Raw genomic sequence first — 18,971 nt, 5'->3', positions numbered from 1 at the left:
AGCACCCTTTGGTTGAGTGACGAGTGGCGGCGACGCGCCACCCGCGTCGCAGCTACTCGGACCGGCACAAATCCATGGAACGTGTCAAAAGAGGCAGTGGCATACCACGCCATCGGGTACGGTAAGCCACCGGCAAGCCTGGAGTAACCAAGTCGTAACCTCGACTGGCCCATCCAGGAAGCCTGGTCTCCCGAAGCCCGGGTAGTTCGCTGATCGTCGGCCAATCTGCGGAGCAGCCTTGAACCACGTTCCCGTAACCCTGCCGCGCCTGACAGCGCTGATGCGTCAGGCGGTTCCCCGGCTGCTCGAAGGCGTGGTCGCACCGCTCGCCGTCTTCTACGCCGCCCTGGCGGTGCTGGGGCTCAACGGGGCACTGGCCGCGGCCGTGTCCTGGGTCTACCTCGGGGTCGCCTGGCGGCTGATCAGGGGCATCCGGGTGCCCGCCACGATGATCCTGGCCGCGATCGCGATCACCGCCCGGGCCGCCGTGGGCTTCTGGACCGGGAGCTGGGTCGTCTACTTCATCCAGCCGGAGCTGGGCACGCTCTGCATCAGCATGGCCTTCCTGGCCTCGGTGCGGCTGAACAAGCCGCTCGTGCAGAAGCTCACGCTCGACTACATCCACCTGCCGTCGGCGGTGCTCAAGCACGAGCGGGTCCGCAGGTTCTTCGCCAGGATCACGCTGCTGTGGGCGTTCGTGCTGATGGCCAACTCCACGGTGAGCATCTGGCTCGCGCTGCACGAGTCACTCAGCGCGTTCATGCTGCTCCGCACGTCAGCGGTGGCCGTGATCAGCGGTCTCGCGATCGTCTTCTCGATCTTCGCCTTCAAGCGGGTGCTGCGCCGCCTGCACGTGGCCCACACCTGACCGCTCGGCGAGCAGGAACGCCCCGCACATCGCCATCACCAGCCCGGTCAGCGTGCCGAACAGCTCCACCAGCCCCACCACGCCGGTCATCCGCGCGCCGAGCGGCCCGCCGGCCACCGTGAGGATCATCGCGTAGAGCCCCCAGCCGAACATCACGCCCGTGCCGAGCCAGCCGACCACCAGTGGCCGCCAGAACGGCCCGGCGCCCCGGCCTCTGACGAGCAGGACCAGCGCGATCCCCGCCCCGAGCGCGAGCAGGCCCTTGAAGCCGTCCTGTAGCGCCTGGACCGGCGAGGGGTTGGCGACTGCCCAGTACAGGCGGATCCCGCCGAGCACCGCCGACACCGGCAGCGCCCCTCGGGCGACGACGGTCTGGAGCGGCCTGGTCGGGCTCGCCTGGCCGGAGCCGAGCGTGGCGGAGAAGACGCCCGGCCACCGATCCTTGGCGTACAGGACGAACGCCACCATCAGCCCCACGCCCTGCCCGATGAACCCCCCGTAGACCGTCATATAGACCCAGGGTGCGATGGGCCCGTCCGTCGAGAAGACCGACACGCCCTCCAGCAGGACGCCGACCGGCGCCGTGACGACCACCACGGACAGCAGGCCGGTGCCCACCCACAGAGGGAGCAGCACCAGCCACGCGGGCAGCCGCATGCCCTGCCGCGTGGTGAACGCCAGCGCCAGGAGCAGCGCGACCGCGTCCATGCCGAACGTCATCGCGTTCAGCCCGACCATCGCCGGGTCCTTCATGAACACCGGGTCGGAGACGCCCACCGGATGGCCGGTCAGCCAGAAGATCTTCAGGGTGAGGTACGGGAGCATGGCGGCCATCGCCACGATCGCCGCCGTGATGCGGCCGATTCCGGCCTGCTGCGGAGTCATGTGCCAACCGTGCGCCTTCCGGCTCCGCCGGCCCTCCCGCCGCGAGGGGATCCGCCTCACCCGCGCGGGGGAACCGCGCCGACCAGAGGTAAGGGACAACCCTGACAACGGAGTCAGGGTGGTGCCAGGCAAACCCTCCCGGTAGTGCTAACCCCACCCCAAAGCCGCCTACACGCACTCCTGCGCTGGCAGGGTCAGCCCGCTTTGATCGTAGGGAGTCGTCCGGAAGTCATCTGAGCGCCCCCGACGAAAGTGGGGGGTCATGCGTGCCGATCGACCGATGTGCCGTGGCCTGCGGAGTTTCTAGCTTCAAAGGGAGCGGGCCCCGACCCCTGTCGGGGTGGGGCCCGCGTTCGACCGGGGTGATCCCCGATGTCTCACGGCACCTCACACCGACACGCTGTGAAGGCGCCCCAACGATCGGAGTACACGCAATGTCGCACGCCATTCTGGACCTGGTCCAGCAGATGATGTCGTCGCCTTGGCTGTACCTGGCGCTGTTCGCGCTGGCACTGCTGGACGGGTTCTTCCCGGTCGTTCCGGCGGAGACCTCGGTGATCACCGCCGCGGTGTTCGCGGCGTCCGGGCAGACGAATCTGGCGCTGGTGATCGTGGTGGCCGCGCTGGGCGCCTTCGCGGGTGACCACGTCTCCTACCTCATCGGCAAGAAGTCCGGCGGCCGGCTGCGCGACCGCAAGGCGTTCGTGTGGGCCGCGAACGCGCTGGCCGAGCGCGGCGGGATGGTCCTGGTGGTCGCCCGCTACATCCCCGGCGGGCGCACGGCGACCACGCTGACCATGGGCGCCGTACGCCATCCGCTGCGTTCCTTCACCTTCTTCGACGCGATCGCCGCCTCCTCGTGGGCCGTGTACTCCGGCCTGATCGGCTTCTTCGGCGGGATGGCGTTCGAGAACGACCCGATCAAGGGCCTGCTGCTCGGTCTGGGCATCGCACTGTCCATCACCGGTGTCGTCGAGGCCGTCCGGTGGTCGCGGAAGCGACGCGCCACCCAGGCTTCCCCGGAGCGCCTTCCGGTGGACACGTCTGTTTGACCTCGCCCGGTAACCATCTGTTTGAGAGGAGTGGGCATGACTGTCCTGGCCGCTGTTATCGCCCTGGTCGGTTCGCTGTTCTTCGCGCTCGGCGCCGCGCTTCAGCAGTTCGAAGCGGCTGGTACGGCCAAGCCCACCCTGCTCACGCTGTTGCGGAGGCCGCGCTGGCTGCTCGGCGGCCTGTCGATCCTGTCCGGCGGCGGCCTGCACGTCGTCGCCCTGGGCCTGGGCCCGCTGACCGTGGTGCAGCCGATGGGGGTGGCCAGCCTGCTCTTCGCGCTGCCGATCGCCGCCGCGCTGCACGGCCGCAGGCCCACCCGCAAGGAGCTGTCCGCCGCGGGCCTGGTGGCGGCCGGGCTGATCGGCCTGGTCCTGCTGGTGCCCGAGTCGGAAGGCCCGACGTACCTGAGCCCGAACGGCGTGCTGACGCTGCTGGCGGTCGCCGGCGTCGCGTCGGTGCTGCTCTGGGCGGGCTCGAAGATCGCCTCCCCGGCGGGCCGGGCGGCGCTGCTGGCCACCAGTGCGGGCGTGCTGTACGGCGCCACGGCCACGCTCATGCGGGCGCTGGTCGACGGCTCCTGGAACTGGTGGTACTTGCTGGCGCTGCCGGTGCCCGCGCTGCTGGCGCTGATGATGCTCCAGCGGGCCTACGCCGTCGGCCACTTCGGCGTCTCCTTCGCCTCGCTGCAGATCGCGGACCCGCTCACCGCGGTCGCCTTCGGCGCACTGCTGCTGGGCGAGCCGCTGCCGAGCGGGCTGGTCCCCATCGCGGCGGCGGCGCTGACCGCGGCGGGCACCCTCGCGCTGGCCCGCACCACCCCGCTGGAGGCGCGCCACTGACCTGCCCGCCGCCAGATCCCCTACTCAACCCCCGCCCCCGGCCCTCCCCAGCCGGTCAGCGTCCACACTTTCGACTGGAGTCCCTGTCATGGCCATGCCCCTGCGCACCGCCCCCGACCCCACCGAGCTCGCGCCCCTCCCCAGGCGCCCGCGCCGCATCCTGATCTCCACCGACACCTACCCGCCCGATGTCAACGGCGCCGCCGTCTTCACCTATCGTCTGGCCACCGGTCTTGCCGCGCGCGGCAACGAGGTACACGTCGTCTGTCAGTCGGACCAGGGCCCGGCCACGGCCGAGGTGGTCGACGACGTGGTGGTGCACCGGCTGCGCTCCGCGCCGCTCCTGGTCCACCCCAGCATGCGGGTCACCGTCCCCACCCGGCTGGACTGGCTGCTGACCGCCATCGAACCCGACGTGCTGCACACCCAGGGCCACTTCGTGGTCGGCAGGGCCGCCATCGCCGCCGCCCGCCGCCGCCGGGTGCCCATCGTGGCCACCAACCACTTCATGCCCGACAACCTCTTCCAGTTCGGCCACATCCCCGACCGGCTCAGGCAGAAGGCCGGGCAGCTGGCCTGGCGCGACTTCAGCCGCGTCTTCAACCGCGCGGACCACATCACCACGCCCACCCCGCTGGCCGCCAAACTGCTGGCCGACCAGGGCTTCGCCCGCGAGGTGGAGTCGGTGTCCTGCGGCATCGACCTGACCCGCTTCCACCCGCACGCCGAGCCCAAGGCATGGGCCCGCAAGCTGTTCGACCTGCCCGACCGGCCCACCGCCCTGTTCGTCGGCCGCCTGGACGAGGAGAAGCGCATCGACGAGCTCGTACGCGCGCTGCCGTTCGTGCTCAACGACACCGAGGCGCAGATCGCGCTCGTCGGGCAGGGCAACCAGCGGGCGGAACTGCAGCGGCTGGCCGACCGCATCGGGGTCGGCGACCGGGTGTTCTTCCTCGGCTTCGTGCCCGACGAGAACATGCCGCAGGCGTTCGCCGCGGCCGACCTGTTCGCCATGCCGGGCGTCGCCGAGCTGCAGAGCATCGCGACCCTGGAGGCCATGGCCAGCGGGCTGCCCGTGGTCGCGGCCGACGCCATGGCGCTGCCGCACCTGGTGAACGGCAACGGCTACCTGTTCGAGCCGGGCGACGTCATGTCGCTGGCCCGCCACATGACCTCCATCCTCACCGACGAGGACCTGTGCGCCCGCCTGGGCAAGGCGAGCCGCGACCTCGCCCTCACGCACGACCACCAGACCTCCCTGGCCCGCTTCGAGAAGATCTATGACGAGGTGACGCGATGACCCAGATGGAAGTCCCCGGTCGCGGCGTGGCGCCGGTGGTGAGCGCGGTGACCGGCGCGGTGATCGCCGCCGCCGCGCTCGCCTACGCGCAGATCGCACTGCCCGGCCAGCCGCTGCTGAGCGACTACGCGCTGGTCCCCGGCGGAATGATGCCCGTACTGATCGGCATGCTCGCCCTGGCCTGGTCCTGCGTGTCCCTCGCGTACGGCCTGGCGGCCCGCGAGCCCGCCCGCAGCGCGGCCACCCGGGTGCTGCTGCTGGCCGGCGCGGCCGGGCTGATGCTGAGCGCGGTCTTCCCCACCGATCCGGGCAACGCGGCGATCGGCACGCTGCCGGGCGAGATCCACCGCTGGTCCTCGGCCGTCGTCTTCACCACCCTGCCCGTGGCCGGCTGGATCCTGGCCAGGGGCCGCGTGCCCCTGCCGAAGTGGAACCGGGTCAGGGCGCTCAGCGTGACCTCGGCCGTGGCGCTGGCCGCCTACCTGGCCGCGCACCCGGCCTCCTTCACCTCGCCGCTGATCGGCGGCGCCTCCTACTACGGGCTGCTGGAACGCGGCGTGGTGCTGGCCGAGATCGCGCTGGTCGTGTGCATGGCCATGACCGTCGTCGAACGGCGGACCGCGGTCCGCCCCGTGGTACCCGCTCCAGCCGAGAGCCCCGAACGCCTGGCGGCCTGACGCGCCGACACTTCGCCCGGCGTCGAAGGGATTCGGACCTAGCGTGGGTCCATGCTCATCACACGCCATGCCGAAGCCGTCGCGGTGCTGTCGGACACCAGGTACGTGCCGCCTCCGGTGCGTCAGGACGCGCCGGCCGGGACGCTCCCCTGGCTCCGCGCCCAGGTGTCCCGGTTCAGCACCGGCGAGGTCCACGCGGAGCGGCGCCGCCTGGTCACCGAACGGCTCGCCGCGCTCGACCCGGCCGCGCTGCGACAGTCCGCCACGGCGGCGACGCTGGAGCGGGGCGGCGACTGGCCGGACGTCCCGACGGCGGTGCTCGGCGCCGCGCTCGGGATCACCGACGAGAAGCGGCTGGTGGGGGCGGTGACCGCCGCCGCCGCGGGCTACCTGTCAGGCGAGGAGGGGCCCGAGGCCGACGCCGCGGTGGCCGACCTGGTCGAGCTCCTGGCCGGCGAGGGCGACCCGATCCCCCGCATCACCATCCTCCTGCAGGCCCACGCGGCCACGGCGGGCCTCATCACGAACGCGCTCACCCACGCCGAACCCGGCGATGACATCGACGGCCTGCTGCGAGAAACGCTCCGCCACGATCCGCCGCTCAAGGCCAGCCGCAGGCTCGACCGTCAGACGGGCGACGAGGTCACCATCGACCTGGTGGCCGCCAACCGCGACCCGGCCGTGTTCCCCGAGCCCGAGCGGTTCGACGTCTCGCGCGGTCCGGCGCCCCACCTGACGTTCGGCTCGGGCGTGCGCCCCTGCCCCGCCTCCGCCCACGCGCTCGCCCTCGCGGCCGGCGTGCTGGAAGCGGTCCTGCGACCGGAGGATGCCCGATGAGCACCCGATTCCGTGACCTGCACCGGCCGGGCGACCCGCTGCTGCTGCCCAACGCCTGGGACTACGGGTCCGCCGCCGTACTGGCCGCGCACGGCTTCCCGGCGATCGGCACCACCAGCCTCGGCGTGTCCGCCGTACACGGCAAGCCGGACGCCGCGGGCGCCACCAAGGCGGAGACGATCGAGCTGGCCGAGCTGCTCAAGGACCTCGGCGTCCTGGTCACCGTCGACATCGAGGGCGGTTTCAGCGACGACCCTGCGAAGGTGTCCGACCTGGTCGCGGCGCTGGCGTCGCTGGGCGTCGCGGGCGTCAACCTGGAGGACGGCCGGCCCGACGGCACGCTGCGGCCGATCGCGCTGCACCAGCGGATCATCGAGGCGGCCAAGGGCCATGGCGTGTTCGTCAACGCCAGGACCGACACACACTGGCTGAAGACGGGCGACACGCGGGAGCGGGTGAGCGCCTACGGGCACGCCGACGGCATCTTCGTGCCCGGTCTCCGCGACCTGGGGGAGATCGCCGAGGTGGTGGCGAGCACGCCGCTGCCGGTCAACGTGCTGTACCTGCCTGACGGGCCCACGCTGGCCCAGCTCGCGGAGGCGGGCGTCGCCAGGGTGAGCACCGGGTCGCTGCTGTACCGGGCCTCGCTGCACGGGGCGCTGTCGAGCCTGCTGGCCGTACAGGGAAAGGCCGCGCCCCCGGCGCCGACGTACGCGGAGATCGCCGCGATGCTGCCGGAGCCGCGATAGCCGCGCACGCGGAGGCCGTCACGAGGCCGCTGGGGCCGCGATAATCGAGGCATGCGCTTCGAGATCCTTGGCCCGGCCCGGGTGCTGGACGAGGACGGCGAGCCGGTCGTGCTCGGCGGCCCCCGGGTGCGGGGGCTGCTCACCCTGCTGGCGCTCGACGCGGGCCGGGTCGTCGGCGCGGAGCGGCTGGCCGCCGGTCTTTACGGCCCCGAGCCGCCCGAGGGCGTGGCCAACGCGCTCCAGGCCCAGGTGTCGAGGCTGCGCAGGGCGCTGGGCAGGGATCAGGTGGAGTTCCACCCGGCGGGCTACCGGCTGGCGGCCGACCCGCGGGACGTCGACGCGCACCGGTTCGAGCGGCTGGCCGGTGACGGCAGGCAGGCTCTCGACGCCGGCGACCCCCGCCGAGCGGCTCCGCTGCTGCGTGAGGCGCTGGCGCTGTGGCAGGGCCCGCCGCTCGCCGACGCCCCGCACGCGGAGGCCGCCGCCGCCGGGCTGGAGGAGCTGCGCCTGGCCGCCGTCGAGGACCGCGTCCAGGCCGACCTGGAGCTGGGCGCCCACCGCGAGCTGGTCGCCGAGCTGCGGCGGCTGACGGCCGCCCACCCGCTGCGCGAGCGGATGCGGGCGCAGCTCATGCGGGCCCTGTACGGCAGCGGCCGGCAGGCAGAGGCGCTGACCGCCTACGACGACGCCCGGCGGATCCTCGACGAGGAACTGGGCGTCGAGCCGGGAGCCGAGCTGGCCGCGGCGCAGCTGGCCGTGCTCAGGGCCGACCCGTCGCTGGCGGCCACCGCGGCGCCCGTCAGCAGGCAGGGCCTGCGCGCCCAGCTCACCAGCTTCGTCGGCAGGGCCGAGGAGCTCCGCCAGGTCGGCGCCCAGCTCACGGAGGCCAGGCTGGTCACGCTCATCGGCCCCGGCGGGGCGGGCAAGACCCGGCTCGCGCTGGAGGCGGCCGAGCAGGCCACCGGCGACGTCTGCTTCGTGCAGCTCGCGCCTGTCACCGAACCCGCCGACGTGCCGAAGGCGGTGCTGGCGGCGCTCGGTCTCCGCGACACCCGCCTGTCCGGCCACGACCGCCCCCCGGCCGTCGATCCCGTCTCCCACCTGCTCGCCGCGCTCGCCGACCGCGGGCTGCTGCTGGTCCTCGACAACTGCGAGCATCTCATCACCGCCGCGGCCGAGCTGGCCGACCTGCTGCTGGCCTCCTGCCCCGCGCTGCGCGTGCTGGCGACCAGCCGCGAGGCCCTGGGCATCACCGGCGAGTCCATCCTGCCCGTCGCGCCGCTGCGGCTGCCGCCGCCCGACGCCGCGAACCCGTTCGACTACCCCGCCGTCCGGCTGTTCGCCGACCGGGCGGCCGCGGTCCGGCAGCCGGTCGACGAGACGAACCTGGCCCAGGTGGCCGGCATCTGCCGGGCGCTCGACGGGCTGCCGCTCGCGATCGAGCTGGCGGCCGCGCGGCTGCGCACGATGTCGGTGGGCGACGTGGCGGCGCGGCTCGACGACCGGTTCCGGTTGCTGGCCCGTGGCAGCCGTACGGCCCTGCCCAGGCACCAGACGCTCCGCGCGGTCGTGGCGTGGAGCTGGGACCTGCTGGACGAGCGCGAGCAGCGGATGGCCAGGCGGCTGACGGTGTTCGTGGGCGGCGCCACCCCCGAGTCGGCGGAGCGGGTGTGCGGGCTGCCGGAGGAGGTGCTGTTCTCGCTGGCGGAGAAGTCGCTGGTCGAGGTCGTCGACGGCCGCTACCGGATGCTGGAGACGATCCGGGCGTTCTGCGCCGAGCAGCTCGCGGAGTCGGGCGAGACCGAGGCGATGCGCGAGGCGCACGCCGACCGCTACCTGGCGCTGGCCGTCGAGGCCGACGGCCACCTGCGCACGGCCGAGCAGCTGGAGTGGCTCTCGCGCCTCGACGAGGAGAGCGGCAACCTGGCCGCCGCCGTACGCTGGGCGGCCGAGACCGGCCGGGCGGCGCTGGGCATGCGGATCCTCGCCTACTCCGCCTGCTACTGGTGGATGCGCGGCCACCGGGGCACCAGCGCGGACCTGGCCGACGGGCTGATCGCCGGCATGGGACAGACCCCGCCCGCGGGTCTCCAAGAGGAGTACGCGCTGTGCGTGCTGGTCGCGGCCTGGGGCAGCCGGCCCGGCGACGACCTGCGCGCCCGGCTGAAGACGCTCCGCCGCCTGCTGCCGGCCGAATTCCTGTCGACGCGGCTGGAGTTCCTGACGATGATGCTGCCGATGTTCACCGGCCCGCCGGACGACTACGAGGGCGTCAGGAAGCTGATGGCCCAGTACGCCGGCGCCATGCCGCCCTGGTCACAGGCGCTGATGCACTGCGGTGTCGCGTTCATGCTGCAGATCATGGGCCGGGGCGGCGAGGCCCGAGCCGAGTTCGAGCGGTCGCTGGCCGACTTCCAGGCGGTCGGCGAGCGCTGGGGCGCCACGCTGGCGCTGAGCGGGCTCGCCGAGCTGGCCTACGAGCAGGGTGACTACGCGGCCTCCCGGGCACTGGCCGACCAGGGCCTGCGGACGTCTCAGGAGCTGGGCTCGGTGGCCGACATGGCCGAGTGCCTGTGCCTGAGCGCGGACTCCGTGGCCCGGCTGGGCGATCTCGACGAGGCGCGGGCCGGCTATCTGCGGGCCGCCGAGATGGCCCGGCGCATCGGCGCGGGCGACACGCTGGCCAGGGCGCACGTCGGGCTGGGCGAGCTGGCGGTGCTCCGCGGCGACCTCGGCGAGGCCCGCGCGCTCATGGAGCAGGCCCTGACCGAGTGCTCCGGCGACTGGTACAGCTCGGAGGAGGTCCGCGCCCGCATCCAGGCCGGGCTGACCGGCCTCGCGGAGATCGTCAGCGGGCGGTAGGCGGCCGGTCAGCGGCCCTGATCATCCTGGGCACCATGAAGAGCAAATGGTCCTGCCTGGCCGTCGCGTGCCTGGCCACCCTCCTTCTCTCGCTCGACATGACGGTCCTGCACCTGGCCCTGCCCAGGCTGGTCGGCGATCTCGGCGCCAACGCCACGCAGTTGCTGTGGATCGGCGACATGTACGGCTTCGCGCTCGCGGGCCTGCTCATCACCATGGGCAACCTCGGCGACCGCATCGGCCGCAAGCGCCTGCTGCTCATCGGAGCCGCCGCGTTCGGCGCGGCCTCGGTGGTGACCGCGTACGCGCCGAGCCCGGAACTGCTCATCGCGGCCAGGGCGCTGCTCGGTGTGGCCGCGGCGACGATCATGCCGTCGACGCTGTCGATCATCCGCAACGTCTTCACCGATCCCGGCGAGCGGACCGCCGCCATCGGCATCTGGAGCGGGATGAGCGCCGTGGGGTTCGCCGTGGGCCCGGTCATCGGCGGGCTGCTGCTCGACCACTTCTGGTGGGGCTCGGTCTTCCTGATCAATGTGCCGATCATGGTGCTGGTGCTGGTCGCCGGCCGGCTCGTCCTGCCGGAGTCGCGCAACCCCGACGCCGGTCGCATCGACCTGCCGAGCGTGGCGCTCTCCTTCACCGGCATCGTGACGGGCATCTATGCGATCAAGGAGGCGGCGCACCAGGGGTTCGGGCACGTCGGCGTGCCGGTGGCGGCGGTGCTGGGCATAGCGTGCCTGGGGCTGTTCGTCCGGCGGCAGACCAGGCTGGCGGAGCCGCTGATCGACATGCGGCTGTTCGGGAACCGGGCGTTCAGCGCGTCGATCGGCACCAACATGCTGGCGATCTTCGCGATGATGGCCATGACGCTGATCCTCGCCTGGTATTTCCAGCTCGTGCTCGGCTGGACGCCGCTGCAGGCCGGGCTGGCCACCCTGCCGGGCGGGCTCAGCGGCGCGGTCGGCGGCATCCTGGCGGCCCGGCTCATCGGGCTCCTGGGCCGGAACGGCGTCGTGGCGCTCGGCCTGGCGCTGACCGCGGGCGCCTTCCTGTCCTACAGCCTGCTCGGGCTCGACACGGGCTTCCTCGCGGTGCTCGCTCCGCAGCTGATCGGCGGGCTCGGCGTCGGGCTCACCTTCACCGTCAACAACGACAACGTGCTGGCGACCGCGCCCAGGGCACGGGCCGGGGCGGCGGCCGCGGTGTCGGAGACGGCGTTCGAGCTGGGCGGGGCGCTGGGCATCGCCATCCTGGGCACCGTGCTGAACAGCTCCTACAGCGCCGGCCTGCGCCTGCCCGCCGGAGTGCCCGGCGAGGCCGCCAGGGAGTCGATCGCCGGCGCGCTGCAGACGGCCGAGACCCTGCCCCCGGCACTGGCCGGGCAGGTCATCGAGGCGGCCCGGAGCGCATTCGTCGAGGCCATGCACCTCACGGCGCTGTCCACCTCGGCGATCCTGGCCGTGGTGGCGGCGCTCGCGCTGGTGGGGCTCCGTGGCGTGCCCAAGGTCATCCCCGAGGAGCGGCTGACCGCGGTCCACTGACCCGGCCCTGGTCAGGCCGTGAGCTCGGCCATCGACGCGGCCGCTCAGCTCGATGCGCCCGGCCATTGACGCGGCCGCTCAGGTCGATGCGCCCGGCCGGTCAGGCGGTGGGCTCGGCGGCGCAGGGCCTGATCCGGACCGGTGACAGGCTGTCGAGGCGGGTGCCGATCATCCGGGCCAGCCCTTCGATGGCCTGGATGCCCGAGCCCTCGCCCGGCTGCTGGTCCGTCTGGACCGACAGCAGCAGATCGCGCCCCGGCCCGACGATCCGGCCGTAACTCGTGACCGCCCAGGTGTTGTGGATGAACGGCCGCGGCGTCCAGCCGTTCTTCAACGCCACCCGGTCACCTCGCCGGGCGGCGGCGCTGACACCCCACGCCTGGTCGCGCACGACGTCTCCCATCAGGCCGAGCACCAGGTCTCGATCGGCGCCCAGCCCCTTGTCACCGCCGATCAGCACCTTCAGCAGCCGCAGGCGGTCGGCGGGGCTGGTGGTGGTGCCGCCCCAGTAGCGGCTCGGCCCCGGAGTCGTCTCGCTCAGACCCACTTTCCGGTAGAACCCGCTCATCCCCTCCCCCGCCCCGACCCGCCACCACAGCGCGTCGGCGGCGGAGTTGTCGCTCTCCCTGATCATGCGTGAGGCCAGGTCGCGCTCATCCTCGCCCAGCCGGGCACGGCGGAGCAGCAGCGCGGTCAGGATGTCGACCTTGACGCCGCTGGCGGTGATCATGTCGTGCTGGTGCTCCCCATGGCCGAGGGTGATGCCGGTGATCCGGTCGCGCGCGGCGTACACGATGCGGCCCGGCTGCCTGGCCAGGTAGCGGCCGATGTCGCGGACGAGCTCGGCCCTGGCCGCGGCCCCCGCCCGAGGGTCGGGGATGGTCAGCAGGCACCGCTCGACCCGCACCCAAGGCACCCGTGCCGCCACGGGCACCGGCGGCCGCTCAGCCCCGCACCCCGCCATCAGGGCCACTGTCAGGGCGGCGCCCACCTGCAATGTCGCACGCATCTACAAACCCCCAGGAAAATCACCGGGGGTATAAATCGGTCTCTTCCCGGCGGATCAGCCCGCCACACCCATCACAGGTGCTCGCTGAGGAAGTCCGCGGTCGCGTCGACGGCCTGCGTGACGTACGGCTCGCGGTCGTAGAGGTCGATGTGCTGCTTGGCGTCGACCCAGACGAGCTTCTTGGGCCGGTCGAGCCGCCGGAACGCCTCCTCCGCGCCCTCGGGCGAGCAGAACCGGTCCACCACGCCGTGCACGATCAGCGCCGGTTTGGGGGACAGGAAGTCGGCGCCCATCATGTTGTCCACGGTGATCAGTTCGCGCACACTGGCCCGTGTGACCTCGTTCGCCCAGGTCGCCGACGCGCCACGCGCGCCGCCGTAATAGGCGTACGGCTCGTCGCCGGGCATGGCCGCCTCGCCCTCCTCCGCCACGACGGGAAGGTACTCCACCGGCCCGCCCAGGTCCTGCCGCTCCAGCACCTCGGTGAAAGAGGCCAGCGCCGCCTGGTAGTCCATGCCCGACCGCATCGCGTAGGGGTTGTTGTACGCCCCGGCGATCCCGGCGAAGACCTTCACCCGGGGATCGAAGGCGGCGAACCGCAGCGCGTATCCCCCGCCCAGGCAGATCCCGACCACGCCGATCCGCTCCGGGTCCACCTCGGGCCTCGACCGCAGCAGCGACACCGCGGCCCGCAGGTCGCCCAGCTTGGCCTGCGGGTCCTCGTGACGGCGCGGCTCACCGCCCGACTCGCCCCAGTTGCGGTGGTCGAAGGCCAGCGTCACGTAGCCCCGCTCGGCCAGCCGCTCCGCGTAGAGGCCGGTGACCTGGTCACGCACTCCGGTGAACGGCCCGGTGAACACCAGACCCGGCCTCGGCCCCTCTCCTTCGGGCACCCGAAGGTCCCCTGCCAGCACGATCCCGTCTGCGGTGAACTCAACCCTCATGTCCCCATGATCCCGCCTGTGCCGGTCAGGAGTCGAAGCCGAGACCCATCCGGTCGAGCGCGCGCAGCCAGAGGTTGCGCCTGCCCTGGTGCTGGTCGGCCTGGGCGATCGACCACCGGGTGAACTGGATCACCCCGGACCGCACCGGCTCCGGCGGGAACGGCATCGGCTTCTCCCGTACCATCCGCAGGCCGGTCCGCTCGGTGCGCTCGCCCGAGAGCAGGTCGAGCATGACGTTCGCGCCGAAGCGGGTGGCGCCGACGCCCATGCCGGTGTAGCCGACGGCGTAGGCCAGCCGGCCGGCGTGCGCCTGACCGTAGAAGGCGCTGAACCGGCTGCAGGTGTCGATCACGCCGCCCCAGCGGTGCGTGAAGCGCACCTCCGCGAGCTGTGGGAACGTGGTGGCGAAGTGGCCGGCCAGCTTGACGAACGTCTCGTCGCGCTGGTCGTACTCCGGCTTGACCAGGCCGCCGTTGTAGTAGACGGCGTCGTAGCCGCCCCACAGGATCCGGTTGTCGTCGGTCAGCCGGTAGTAGTGGAACTGGTTGGCTCCGTCGCCTATCCCCTGCCGGTTGCGCCAGCCCAGCTCGGCGAGCTGCGCGTCGGTCAGCGGTTCGGTCATGAGCGCGTAGTCGTACACCGGCACCACGAAGTGCTTGAGCCAGCGCAGCAGCGGCGGGAACACGCCGGTGCCGAGCGCGACGCGGCGGCCGGTGGCGACGCCGTGCGGCGTGCGCAGGCTGATCGTGACGCCGTCGTCGTCGAGCGAGCGGACCGGGCTGCGCTCGTAGACCCGGACGCCGAGCGCGACGCAGGCCTCGCGCAGCCCCCAGGCCAGCCGCGCGGGGTCGAGCATGGCGCAGCCGCTGCGCTCCCAGAGCCCGCCCAGGTAGGTGGGCGAGTTAACCTCGGCCCGCACCTGGTCCTGGTCGAGCGGCACGTAGTCGAGGCCGAGGTCGGAGATGAGGTCGAGGTGCTCGTTCAGCGCGTCGAGCTGCCACGGCTCGGTGGCGACGTTCAGCTCGCCGGTGCGTTCGAAGGAGCAGTCGATGCCGTAGCGCTCCAGCGTCCGCTCGATCTCGTCGAGGTTCTCCACGCCGAGGCGTTCGAGGCGGCCGATCTCGTCGGGCCAGCGTTCGAGGCCGTTGGACAGGCCGTGAGTGAGGGTCGCCATGCAGAAGCCGCCGTTGCGGCCGGAGGCCGCCCAGCCGATCCTGCGGCCTTCGAGCAGGACGACGTCCTGCTCGGGGTCGCGCTCCTTGGCCAGCAGGGCGGTCCACAGCCCCGTGAAGCCGCCGCCGACCACGACGAGGTCGGCGCTGGTGTCGCCGATGAGCCGTGGCCTTGGTTCTGGACTGGCCGGACTGTCCAGCCAGTACGGCTTGCGCTCCGCGTCAGCAAGCGCCTTCAGCGGATCCACACATTCCACTTCCCCACGGTGTTGGTTCTCTGATTTTCAGGCCCGGCGACGTGCCGCGACCGAAGTGGCGATGGCGATCAGCACACCGACGCCGAAGATCAGCGTGCCCATGACGTTGACCTGCGGCGGAATGCCGGTCTTGACCGACCCCACGATCCACAGCGGGAAGGTGATGGTGGAGCCGTTCACGAAGCTGGTCACCACGTAGTCGTCGATCGACAGCGCGAACGCCAGCATCGCCCCCGCCAGCACGCCCGGCATGATCGACGGCAGCGTCACCTGCCGGAACGTCCCCCAGGCGGTCGCCCCGAGATCCCTGGCCGCCTCCTCCATCGCCGGGTCCAGCACGATCACCCTGGCCCGTACGGTGACGACGACGAACGACAGCGAGAACAGCACGTGCGAGATGATGATCGTGTTCGCGTCGCGCGGCACGTTGCCCGAGACGAACAGCGACAGCAGCGACGCCCCCATGACCAGCTCGGGCGTCGAGATCGCGGCGAAGACCAGGAAGTTCGTCACTCCCTGCCCCCGGAAGCGGTAGCGGCCGACGGCCAGTCCCAGCATGGTGCCGATCACGACCGTGATGACCGTGCTGACCAGGGCGATCACCAGCGAGTTCTGCAGCGCGACGGTCAGGTCGGAGATGTCGAAGAGGCGGCCGTACCACTTGAGGGTGAAACCCTGCCAGGTGGTGTTCGACTTGCTCTTCTTGTCGTTGAACCCGAACAGGATCATCACGGCGATCGGCGAGGACAGCCAGACGATGACCAGCCAGGTGTAGGCGTGCAGCAGCTTGTCCCCGAGCCTGCGGCCCCTCATTGCGCCACCGCCTCTAGGACGTTCTCGGTGCCGAGCGCCCTGGCATAGATGAAGATGCCCACGAGCAGCACGGCCATCAGCGTGAACGACAGCGCCGAGGCCGTCGGGTAGTTGAGGTTCGTCAGATACTCGGTCTGGATGACGTTGCCGATCATCGTGTTCGACGTGCCGCCGAGTATCTGCGCGTTGACCGGGTCGGCGGTAGCGGGCACGAACGTCATCAGCACCCCGGCGAACACTCCCGGCAGCGACAGCGGCAGCACCACCCGGCGGAAGGCCGACAGCCGCGTCGCGTACAGGTCGTAGGCCGCCTCGATGACCCGCGGATCGACCCGCTCCAGCGCCACGTAGATCGGCAGGATCATGAACGGCAGGAAGTTGTAGGTCAGTCCGCCCACCACCGCGAACGTGGTGGCCAGCACGTGGAACTCGGGGTTCAGCAGGCCCCAGCCCTTCAGTGTGCCGAACAGGACGCCGTCGTCGGCCAGCAGGAAGCCCCACGAGATCGTCCGCAGCACGAACGACACGAAGAACGGCAGCAGCAGCAGGAACAGGTACACCGACTTACGTGTCCCGCCCTTGAAGGCGATCCAGTACGCCACGGGGTAGCCGATGATCAGCATCGCCACCGTGGCGAGCCCGCCGTACAGGAGGGAGCGCAGGAATTGCGTACTGTAACGGCCGATCGCGTCGGAGTAGTTGGAGACGCTGAACGTCATGGCGAAGCCGTCGATCGCGTTGCCCGTCTGCAGTGACACCGACGCCATGGCGGCCATCGGCACGACCAGGAAGATCGCCAGCCACATCCAGCTCGGCAGCGCCAGCAGATACGGGGTGAGCCGCTTCATCTCCTACGCCTGCGTGATCGACTGGAAGATCGGGTTGAAGACCTGCTCCTGCGCCGTGCTCAGCTTGACGTAGGTACGCAGCTTGGCGTACTCGGCCTCCGACGGGAACATCAGCGGGCTCTCGACCATCTGCTCCAACGACTGCTTCCCCTCGCCCGTCGCCTTCATGGCCTTCTCGCGCAGCAGATCCTGTACGGCCGGCACCGGCGTGACGTACTGGATGAACTCGTCCAGCTCGGCGGCGACGGCCGGCTGGTAGAGGTAGTCCATGAGAGTGATCGCGTCGACCGGGTTGGCGGCGTTCTTGGGGATGAGCATGTTGTCGGTCCAGATCGTGCCGCCCTCCTCGGGCACGACGAACTTGACCGGCTCACCGGCGAGCTGCCGCTGGAAAACGTCGCCCGACCAGGCCATGCTGATCCAGACGTCGCCCTTGGACACGGCATCGATATAGCTCTGGTCGTAATATTTCCGGACGATTCCGGCGTCGCGTTGGGCCTTGAGCTTCTCCCCGGCCTGCTTCCAGTCGGCCTCGGTCGACTTCTCCGGGTCGAGGCCCAGGGCGAACATGCCGAAGTTGGCGATCTCCTGGGCGTCGTTCATCATGCCGACGCGGCCCTTGTACTTCGAGTCGAAGAGCGATCCGATGCTCTTGATGTCGTCCTCGACGTATTTGGTGTTGTAGGCGATCCCGGTCACGCCCGACGTGTACGGCATCGTGTAGACGTTGCCGGGGTCGTAGCTGCGTTCCTTGTACTTGTCACCGGCGTTGGCCAGGAAGTTCGGCATCTTCGAGTGGTCGAGCGGCGTGGCGTAGCCCAGCTCGATCATGTGTTGGAGCTGGATGCCGTTGGTCATCACGACGATGTCGTAGCCGGACGACTGGCCCGCCCTCAGCACGGGGTCGAGCTTGCCGAAGAACTCGGCGTTCTCGTTGATGACCTCTTTGTACTGGTACGAGATGCCGGTGGCCTGCTGGAACTTCTTCAGCGGCGCCTGGTCCTCGGGCATGTACTCGGGCCAGTTGGCGAAGACCACGCGGCCGTGCTTGGTCTGCTTGGCCCAGTAGTCCTTGACGGCGTCGGTCTTGGGCGCCTCCGCCTTCTTGCCCTGCACGCCGCAGGCGGCGAGGGCGAGCCCGGCGGCGGACAGACCGGCGATCCTGAAGGCGTCCCGACGAGTGCGGGCCTGAGTCATGCCCCGCAGAAGGGCCGGGTTGAGCGAGCGGTTCATGGCTCAACTTCCAATCGCATAAGAGTGCTGCGCCCGCCACGACAGCCAGACGGGGTCGCCCCGCTCTGCGGTGGTCGTCGAGTCGAGCGCGTTCTGCTGAAACACCGTGATCTCCGCCCCATCCGCGAGGCTCACGGCGTAACTCGTGTAAGTCCCCAGGTAGACCACCTCGGCCACGGTGCCGGGCACGACGCTCACGTCGCCGTTGGGCTTCTCCGTCGAGATGGTGATCTTCTCCGGCCGGACGGTCACGCTGACCTGGCCGTCCTGCTCCGGCACCAGCACCCGGCCGCCGCCGATGGGCAGCACGCCGCCGGTCGCCGTGCCCGCGAGCAGGTTGGAGGTGCCGATGAACCCGGCCACGAAGGTCGTCGCGGGCCGCTCGTAGATCTCGCGCGGCCCGCCCAGCTGCTCGACCAGGCCGTCGTTCATGACCGCGATCCGGTCGCTCATGGTGAGCGCCTCGCCCTGGTCGTGCGTCACGTACACGAACGTGATGCCGACCTCGCGCTGGATGCGCTTGAGTTCGATCTGCATGGCCTGGCGGAGCTTGAGGTCGAGCGCGCCGAGCGGCTCGTCGAGCAGGAGCGCCCGCGGCTTGTTGACCAGGGCGCGCGCCAGCGCCACCCGCTGCTGCTGGCCGCCGGACATCTCGCGCGGCCGGCGCTTCTCCCGGCCGGTGAGGTCGACGATCTCCAGCATCTCGCTCACGCGCTGCCTGATCTCCTGCTGCGGGACCTTGCGCTGCTTGAGTCCGAAGGCCACGTTGTCCCACACGCTCATGTGCGGGAACAGCGCGTAGGACTGGAAAACCATGTTCACGTCCCGCTTGTTCGGCGGGACGTCCGTCACGTCGCTGCCATGCAGCCTGACCACGCCGCGCGACGGGTCCTCGAACCCGGCGATCATCCGCATGGTCGTGGTCTTGCCGCACCCGGACGGGCCGAGGAGGGAGAAGAACTCCCCCTCGGCGATGCCCAGCGTGATGCCCTTGACGGCCTGGACGACCTCGCCGTGTGAGAGGTACTCCTTGACGACGTCATCTAGTTCGATCGCGTTCAGCTCGGCCATGTCCAGGCAC

The 18,971-nt window shown here is 71.1% G+C and carries 17 protein-coding genes; 9 read left to right on the top strand and 8 right to left on the bottom strand.

From position 1 onward, the window contains the following. Positions 1–238 precede the first annotated feature (238 nt). A complete protein-coding gene (locus AB0B91_RS08490; RefSeq protein WP_358317446.1) occupies positions 239–868 on the top strand; it encodes a VC0807 family protein in 630 nt (209 codons plus the stop codon). Here AB0B91_RS08490 and AB0B91_RS08485 read toward each other — a convergent pair. Further along, complete coding sequence (locus tag AB0B91_RS08485; protein ID WP_358317444.1) at positions 776–1,753, bottom strand: hypothetical protein; 978 nt, start codon at positions 1,751–1,753, stop codon at positions 776–778. The two genes, AB0B91_RS08490 and AB0B91_RS08485, sit on opposite strands and share 93 nt — an antisense overlap. Positions 1,754–2,187: 434 nt before the next feature. Between AB0B91_RS08485 and AB0B91_RS08480 the strand changes: the two genes are divergently transcribed. The 8 genes from AB0B91_RS08480 to AB0B91_RS08445 all read left to right on the top strand — a co-directional run bounded on the left by AB0B91_RS08480 (position 2,188) and on the right by AB0B91_RS08445 (position 11,614). Next, positions 2,188–2,805, top strand: a complete 618-nt coding sequence (locus AB0B91_RS08480) for a DedA family protein (RefSeq protein ID WP_358317442.1) — start codon at positions 2,188–2,190, stop codon at positions 2,803–2,805. A gap of 36 nt (positions 2,806–2,841) precedes the next feature. After that, positions 2,842–3,645, top strand: coding sequence for a DMT family transporter (locus AB0B91_RS08475; RefSeq protein ID WP_358317440.1), 804 nt, complete (start codon positions 2,842–2,844; stop codon positions 3,643–3,645). 94 nt (positions 3,646–3,739) lie between these two features. Next, complete coding sequence (locus tag AB0B91_RS08470; protein WP_358317523.1) at positions 3,740–4,945, top strand: glycosyltransferase; 1,206 nt, start codon at positions 3,740–3,742, stop codon at positions 4,943–4,945. Then, a complete protein-coding gene (locus AB0B91_RS08465) occupies positions 4,942–5,622 on the top strand; it encodes a DUF998 domain-containing protein (protein ID WP_358317438.1) in 681 nt (226 codons plus the stop codon). Before AB0B91_RS08470 ends, AB0B91_RS08465 begins: the two co-directional genes overlap by 4 nt. A 51-nt stretch (positions 5,623–5,673) precedes the next feature. Next, on the top strand, positions 5,674–6,459 hold the full coding sequence (locus tag AB0B91_RS08460) for a cytochrome P450 (protein ID WP_358317436.1): 786 nt from the start codon (positions 5,674–5,676) through the stop codon (positions 6,457–6,459). Next, positions 6,456–7,208: an isocitrate lyase/phosphoenolpyruvate mutase family protein gene (locus AB0B91_RS08455; RefSeq protein ID WP_358317434.1), complete on the top strand. Its 753-nt coding sequence runs from the start codon at positions 6,456–6,458 to the stop codon at positions 7,206–7,208. Before AB0B91_RS08460 ends, AB0B91_RS08455 begins: the two co-directional genes overlap by 4 nt. Positions 7,209–7,259: 51 nt before the next feature. Beyond that, entirely contained in the window at positions 7,260–10,070 is a 2,811-nt protein-coding gene (locus AB0B91_RS08450) for a BTAD domain-containing putative transcriptional regulator (RefSeq protein ID WP_358317432.1), read from the top strand. A 35-nt stretch (positions 10,071–10,105) separates the two neighbouring features. Next, positions 10,106–11,614 (top strand): MFS transporter, encoded by a 1,509-nt coding sequence (locus AB0B91_RS08445; protein WP_358317430.1) that lies wholly within the window; start codon positions 10,106–10,108, stop codon positions 11,612–11,614. Between the two features lie 100 nt (positions 11,615–11,714). Here AB0B91_RS08445 and AB0B91_RS08440 read toward each other — a convergent pair whose 3' ends face one another. From AB0B91_RS08440 to AB0B91_RS08410, 7 genes are all read right to left on the bottom strand, one after another. Beyond that, on the bottom strand, positions 11,715–12,623 hold the full coding sequence (locus AB0B91_RS08440; protein ID WP_358317428.1) for a serine hydrolase: 909 nt from the start codon (positions 12,621–12,623) through the stop codon (positions 11,715–11,717). Positions 12,624–12,694: 71 nt separating this feature from the next. Next, on the bottom strand, positions 12,695–13,567 hold the full coding sequence (locus tag AB0B91_RS08435; RefSeq protein WP_358317425.1) for an alpha/beta hydrolase: 873 nt from the start codon (positions 13,565–13,567) through the stop codon (positions 12,695–12,697). Positions 13,568–13,592: 25 nt separating this feature from the next. Next, positions 13,593–14,987 carry an FAD-dependent oxidoreductase gene (locus AB0B91_RS08430; RefSeq protein ID WP_358317423.1) on the bottom strand — a complete coding sequence of 465 codons (1,395 nt, stop codon included), beginning with the start codon at positions 14,985–14,987 and terminating at the stop codon, positions 13,593–13,595. 36 nt (positions 14,988–15,023) lie between these two features. Next, on the bottom strand, positions 15,024–15,809 hold the full coding sequence (locus AB0B91_RS08425; protein WP_358317421.1) for an ABC transporter permease: 786 nt from the start codon (positions 15,807–15,809) through the stop codon (positions 15,024–15,026). Then, a complete protein-coding gene (locus AB0B91_RS08420; RefSeq protein WP_358317419.1) occupies positions 15,806–16,657 on the bottom strand; it encodes an ABC transporter permease in 852 nt (283 codons plus the stop codon). The genes AB0B91_RS08425 and AB0B91_RS08420 overlap by 4 nt, the downstream gene beginning before the upstream one ends. Positions 16,658–16,660: 3 nt before the next feature. Further along, on the bottom strand, positions 16,661–17,890 hold the full coding sequence (locus tag AB0B91_RS08415; protein WP_358317417.1) for a spermidine/putrescine ABC transporter substrate-binding protein: 1,230 nt from the start codon (positions 17,888–17,890) through the stop codon (positions 16,661–16,663). Between the two features lie 3 nt (positions 17,891–17,893). Further along, positions 17,894–18,961, bottom strand: coding sequence for an ABC transporter ATP-binding protein (locus tag AB0B91_RS08410; protein WP_358317415.1), 1,068 nt, complete (start codon positions 18,959–18,961; stop codon positions 17,894–17,896). Between the last annotated feature and the right edge of the window lie 10 nt (positions 18,962–18,971).

Origin of the sequence: Nonomuraea sp. NPDC049141, from assembly GCF_040648415.1 — a bacterium.
GTDB lineage: Bacteria > Actinomycetota > Actinomycetes > Streptosporangiales > Streptosporangiaceae > Nonomuraea.
This window is presented reverse-complemented; position numbering and strand designations above follow the sequence as displayed.

What these genes read in the sequence shown, in the direction of transcription:
- AB0B91_RS08485 (WP_358317444.1), bottom strand. Translation starts at nt 1,753, where the DNA reads ATGACTCCGCAGCAGGCCGGAATCGGCCGCATCACGGCGGCGATCGTG.
- AB0B91_RS08480 (WP_358317442.1), top strand. Translation starts at nt 2,188, where the DNA reads ATGTCGCACGCCATTCTGGACCTGGTCCAGCAGATGATGTCGTCGCCT.
- AB0B91_RS08475 (WP_358317440.1), top strand. Translation starts at nt 2,842, where the DNA reads ATGACTGTCCTGGCCGCTGTTATCGCCCTGGTCGGTTCGCTGTTCTTC.
- AB0B91_RS08470 (WP_358317523.1), top strand. Translation starts at nt 3,740, where the DNA reads ATGCCCCTGCGCACCGCCCCCGACCCCACCGAGCTCGCGCCCCTCCCC.
- AB0B91_RS08465 (WP_358317438.1), top strand. Translation starts at nt 4,942, where the DNA reads ATGACCCAGATGGAAGTCCCCGGTCGCGGCGTGGCGCCGGTGGTGAGC.
- AB0B91_RS08460 (WP_358317436.1), top strand. Translation starts at nt 5,674, where the DNA reads ATGCTCATCACACGCCATGCCGAAGCCGTCGCGGTGCTGTCGGACACC.
- AB0B91_RS08455 (WP_358317434.1), top strand. Translation starts at nt 6,456, where the DNA reads ATGAGCACCCGATTCCGTGACCTGCACCGGCCGGGCGACCCGCTGCTG.
- AB0B91_RS08450 (WP_358317432.1), top strand. Translation starts at nt 7,260, where the DNA reads ATGCGCTTCGAGATCCTTGGCCCGGCCCGGGTGCTGGACGAGGACGGC.
- AB0B91_RS08445 (WP_358317430.1), top strand. Translation starts at nt 10,106, where the DNA reads ATGAAGAGCAAATGGTCCTGCCTGGCCGTCGCGTGCCTGGCCACCCTC.
- AB0B91_RS08440 (WP_358317428.1), bottom strand. Translation starts at nt 12,623, where the DNA reads ATGCGTGCGACATTGCAGGTGGGCGCCGCCCTGACAGTGGCCCTGATG.
- AB0B91_RS08435 (WP_358317425.1), bottom strand. Translation starts at nt 13,567, where the DNA reads ATGAGGGTTGAGTTCACCGCAGACGGGATCGTGCTGGCAGGGGACCTT.
- AB0B91_RS08425 (WP_358317421.1), bottom strand. Translation starts at nt 15,809, where the DNA reads ATGAGGGGCCGCAGGCTCGGGGACAAGCTGCTGCACGCCTACACCTGG.
- AB0B91_RS08420 (WP_358317419.1), bottom strand. Translation starts at nt 16,657, where the DNA reads ATGAAGCGGCTCACCCCGTATCTGCTGGCGCTGCCGAGCTGGATGTGG.
- AB0B91_RS08415 (WP_358317417.1), bottom strand. Translation starts at nt 17,890, where the DNA reads ATGAACCGCTCGCTCAACCCGGCCCTTCTGCGGGGCATGACTCAGGCC.
- AB0B91_RS08410 (WP_358317415.1), bottom strand. Translation starts at nt 18,961, where the DNA reads ATGGCCGAGCTGAACGCGATCGAACTAGATGACGTCGTCAAGGAGTAC.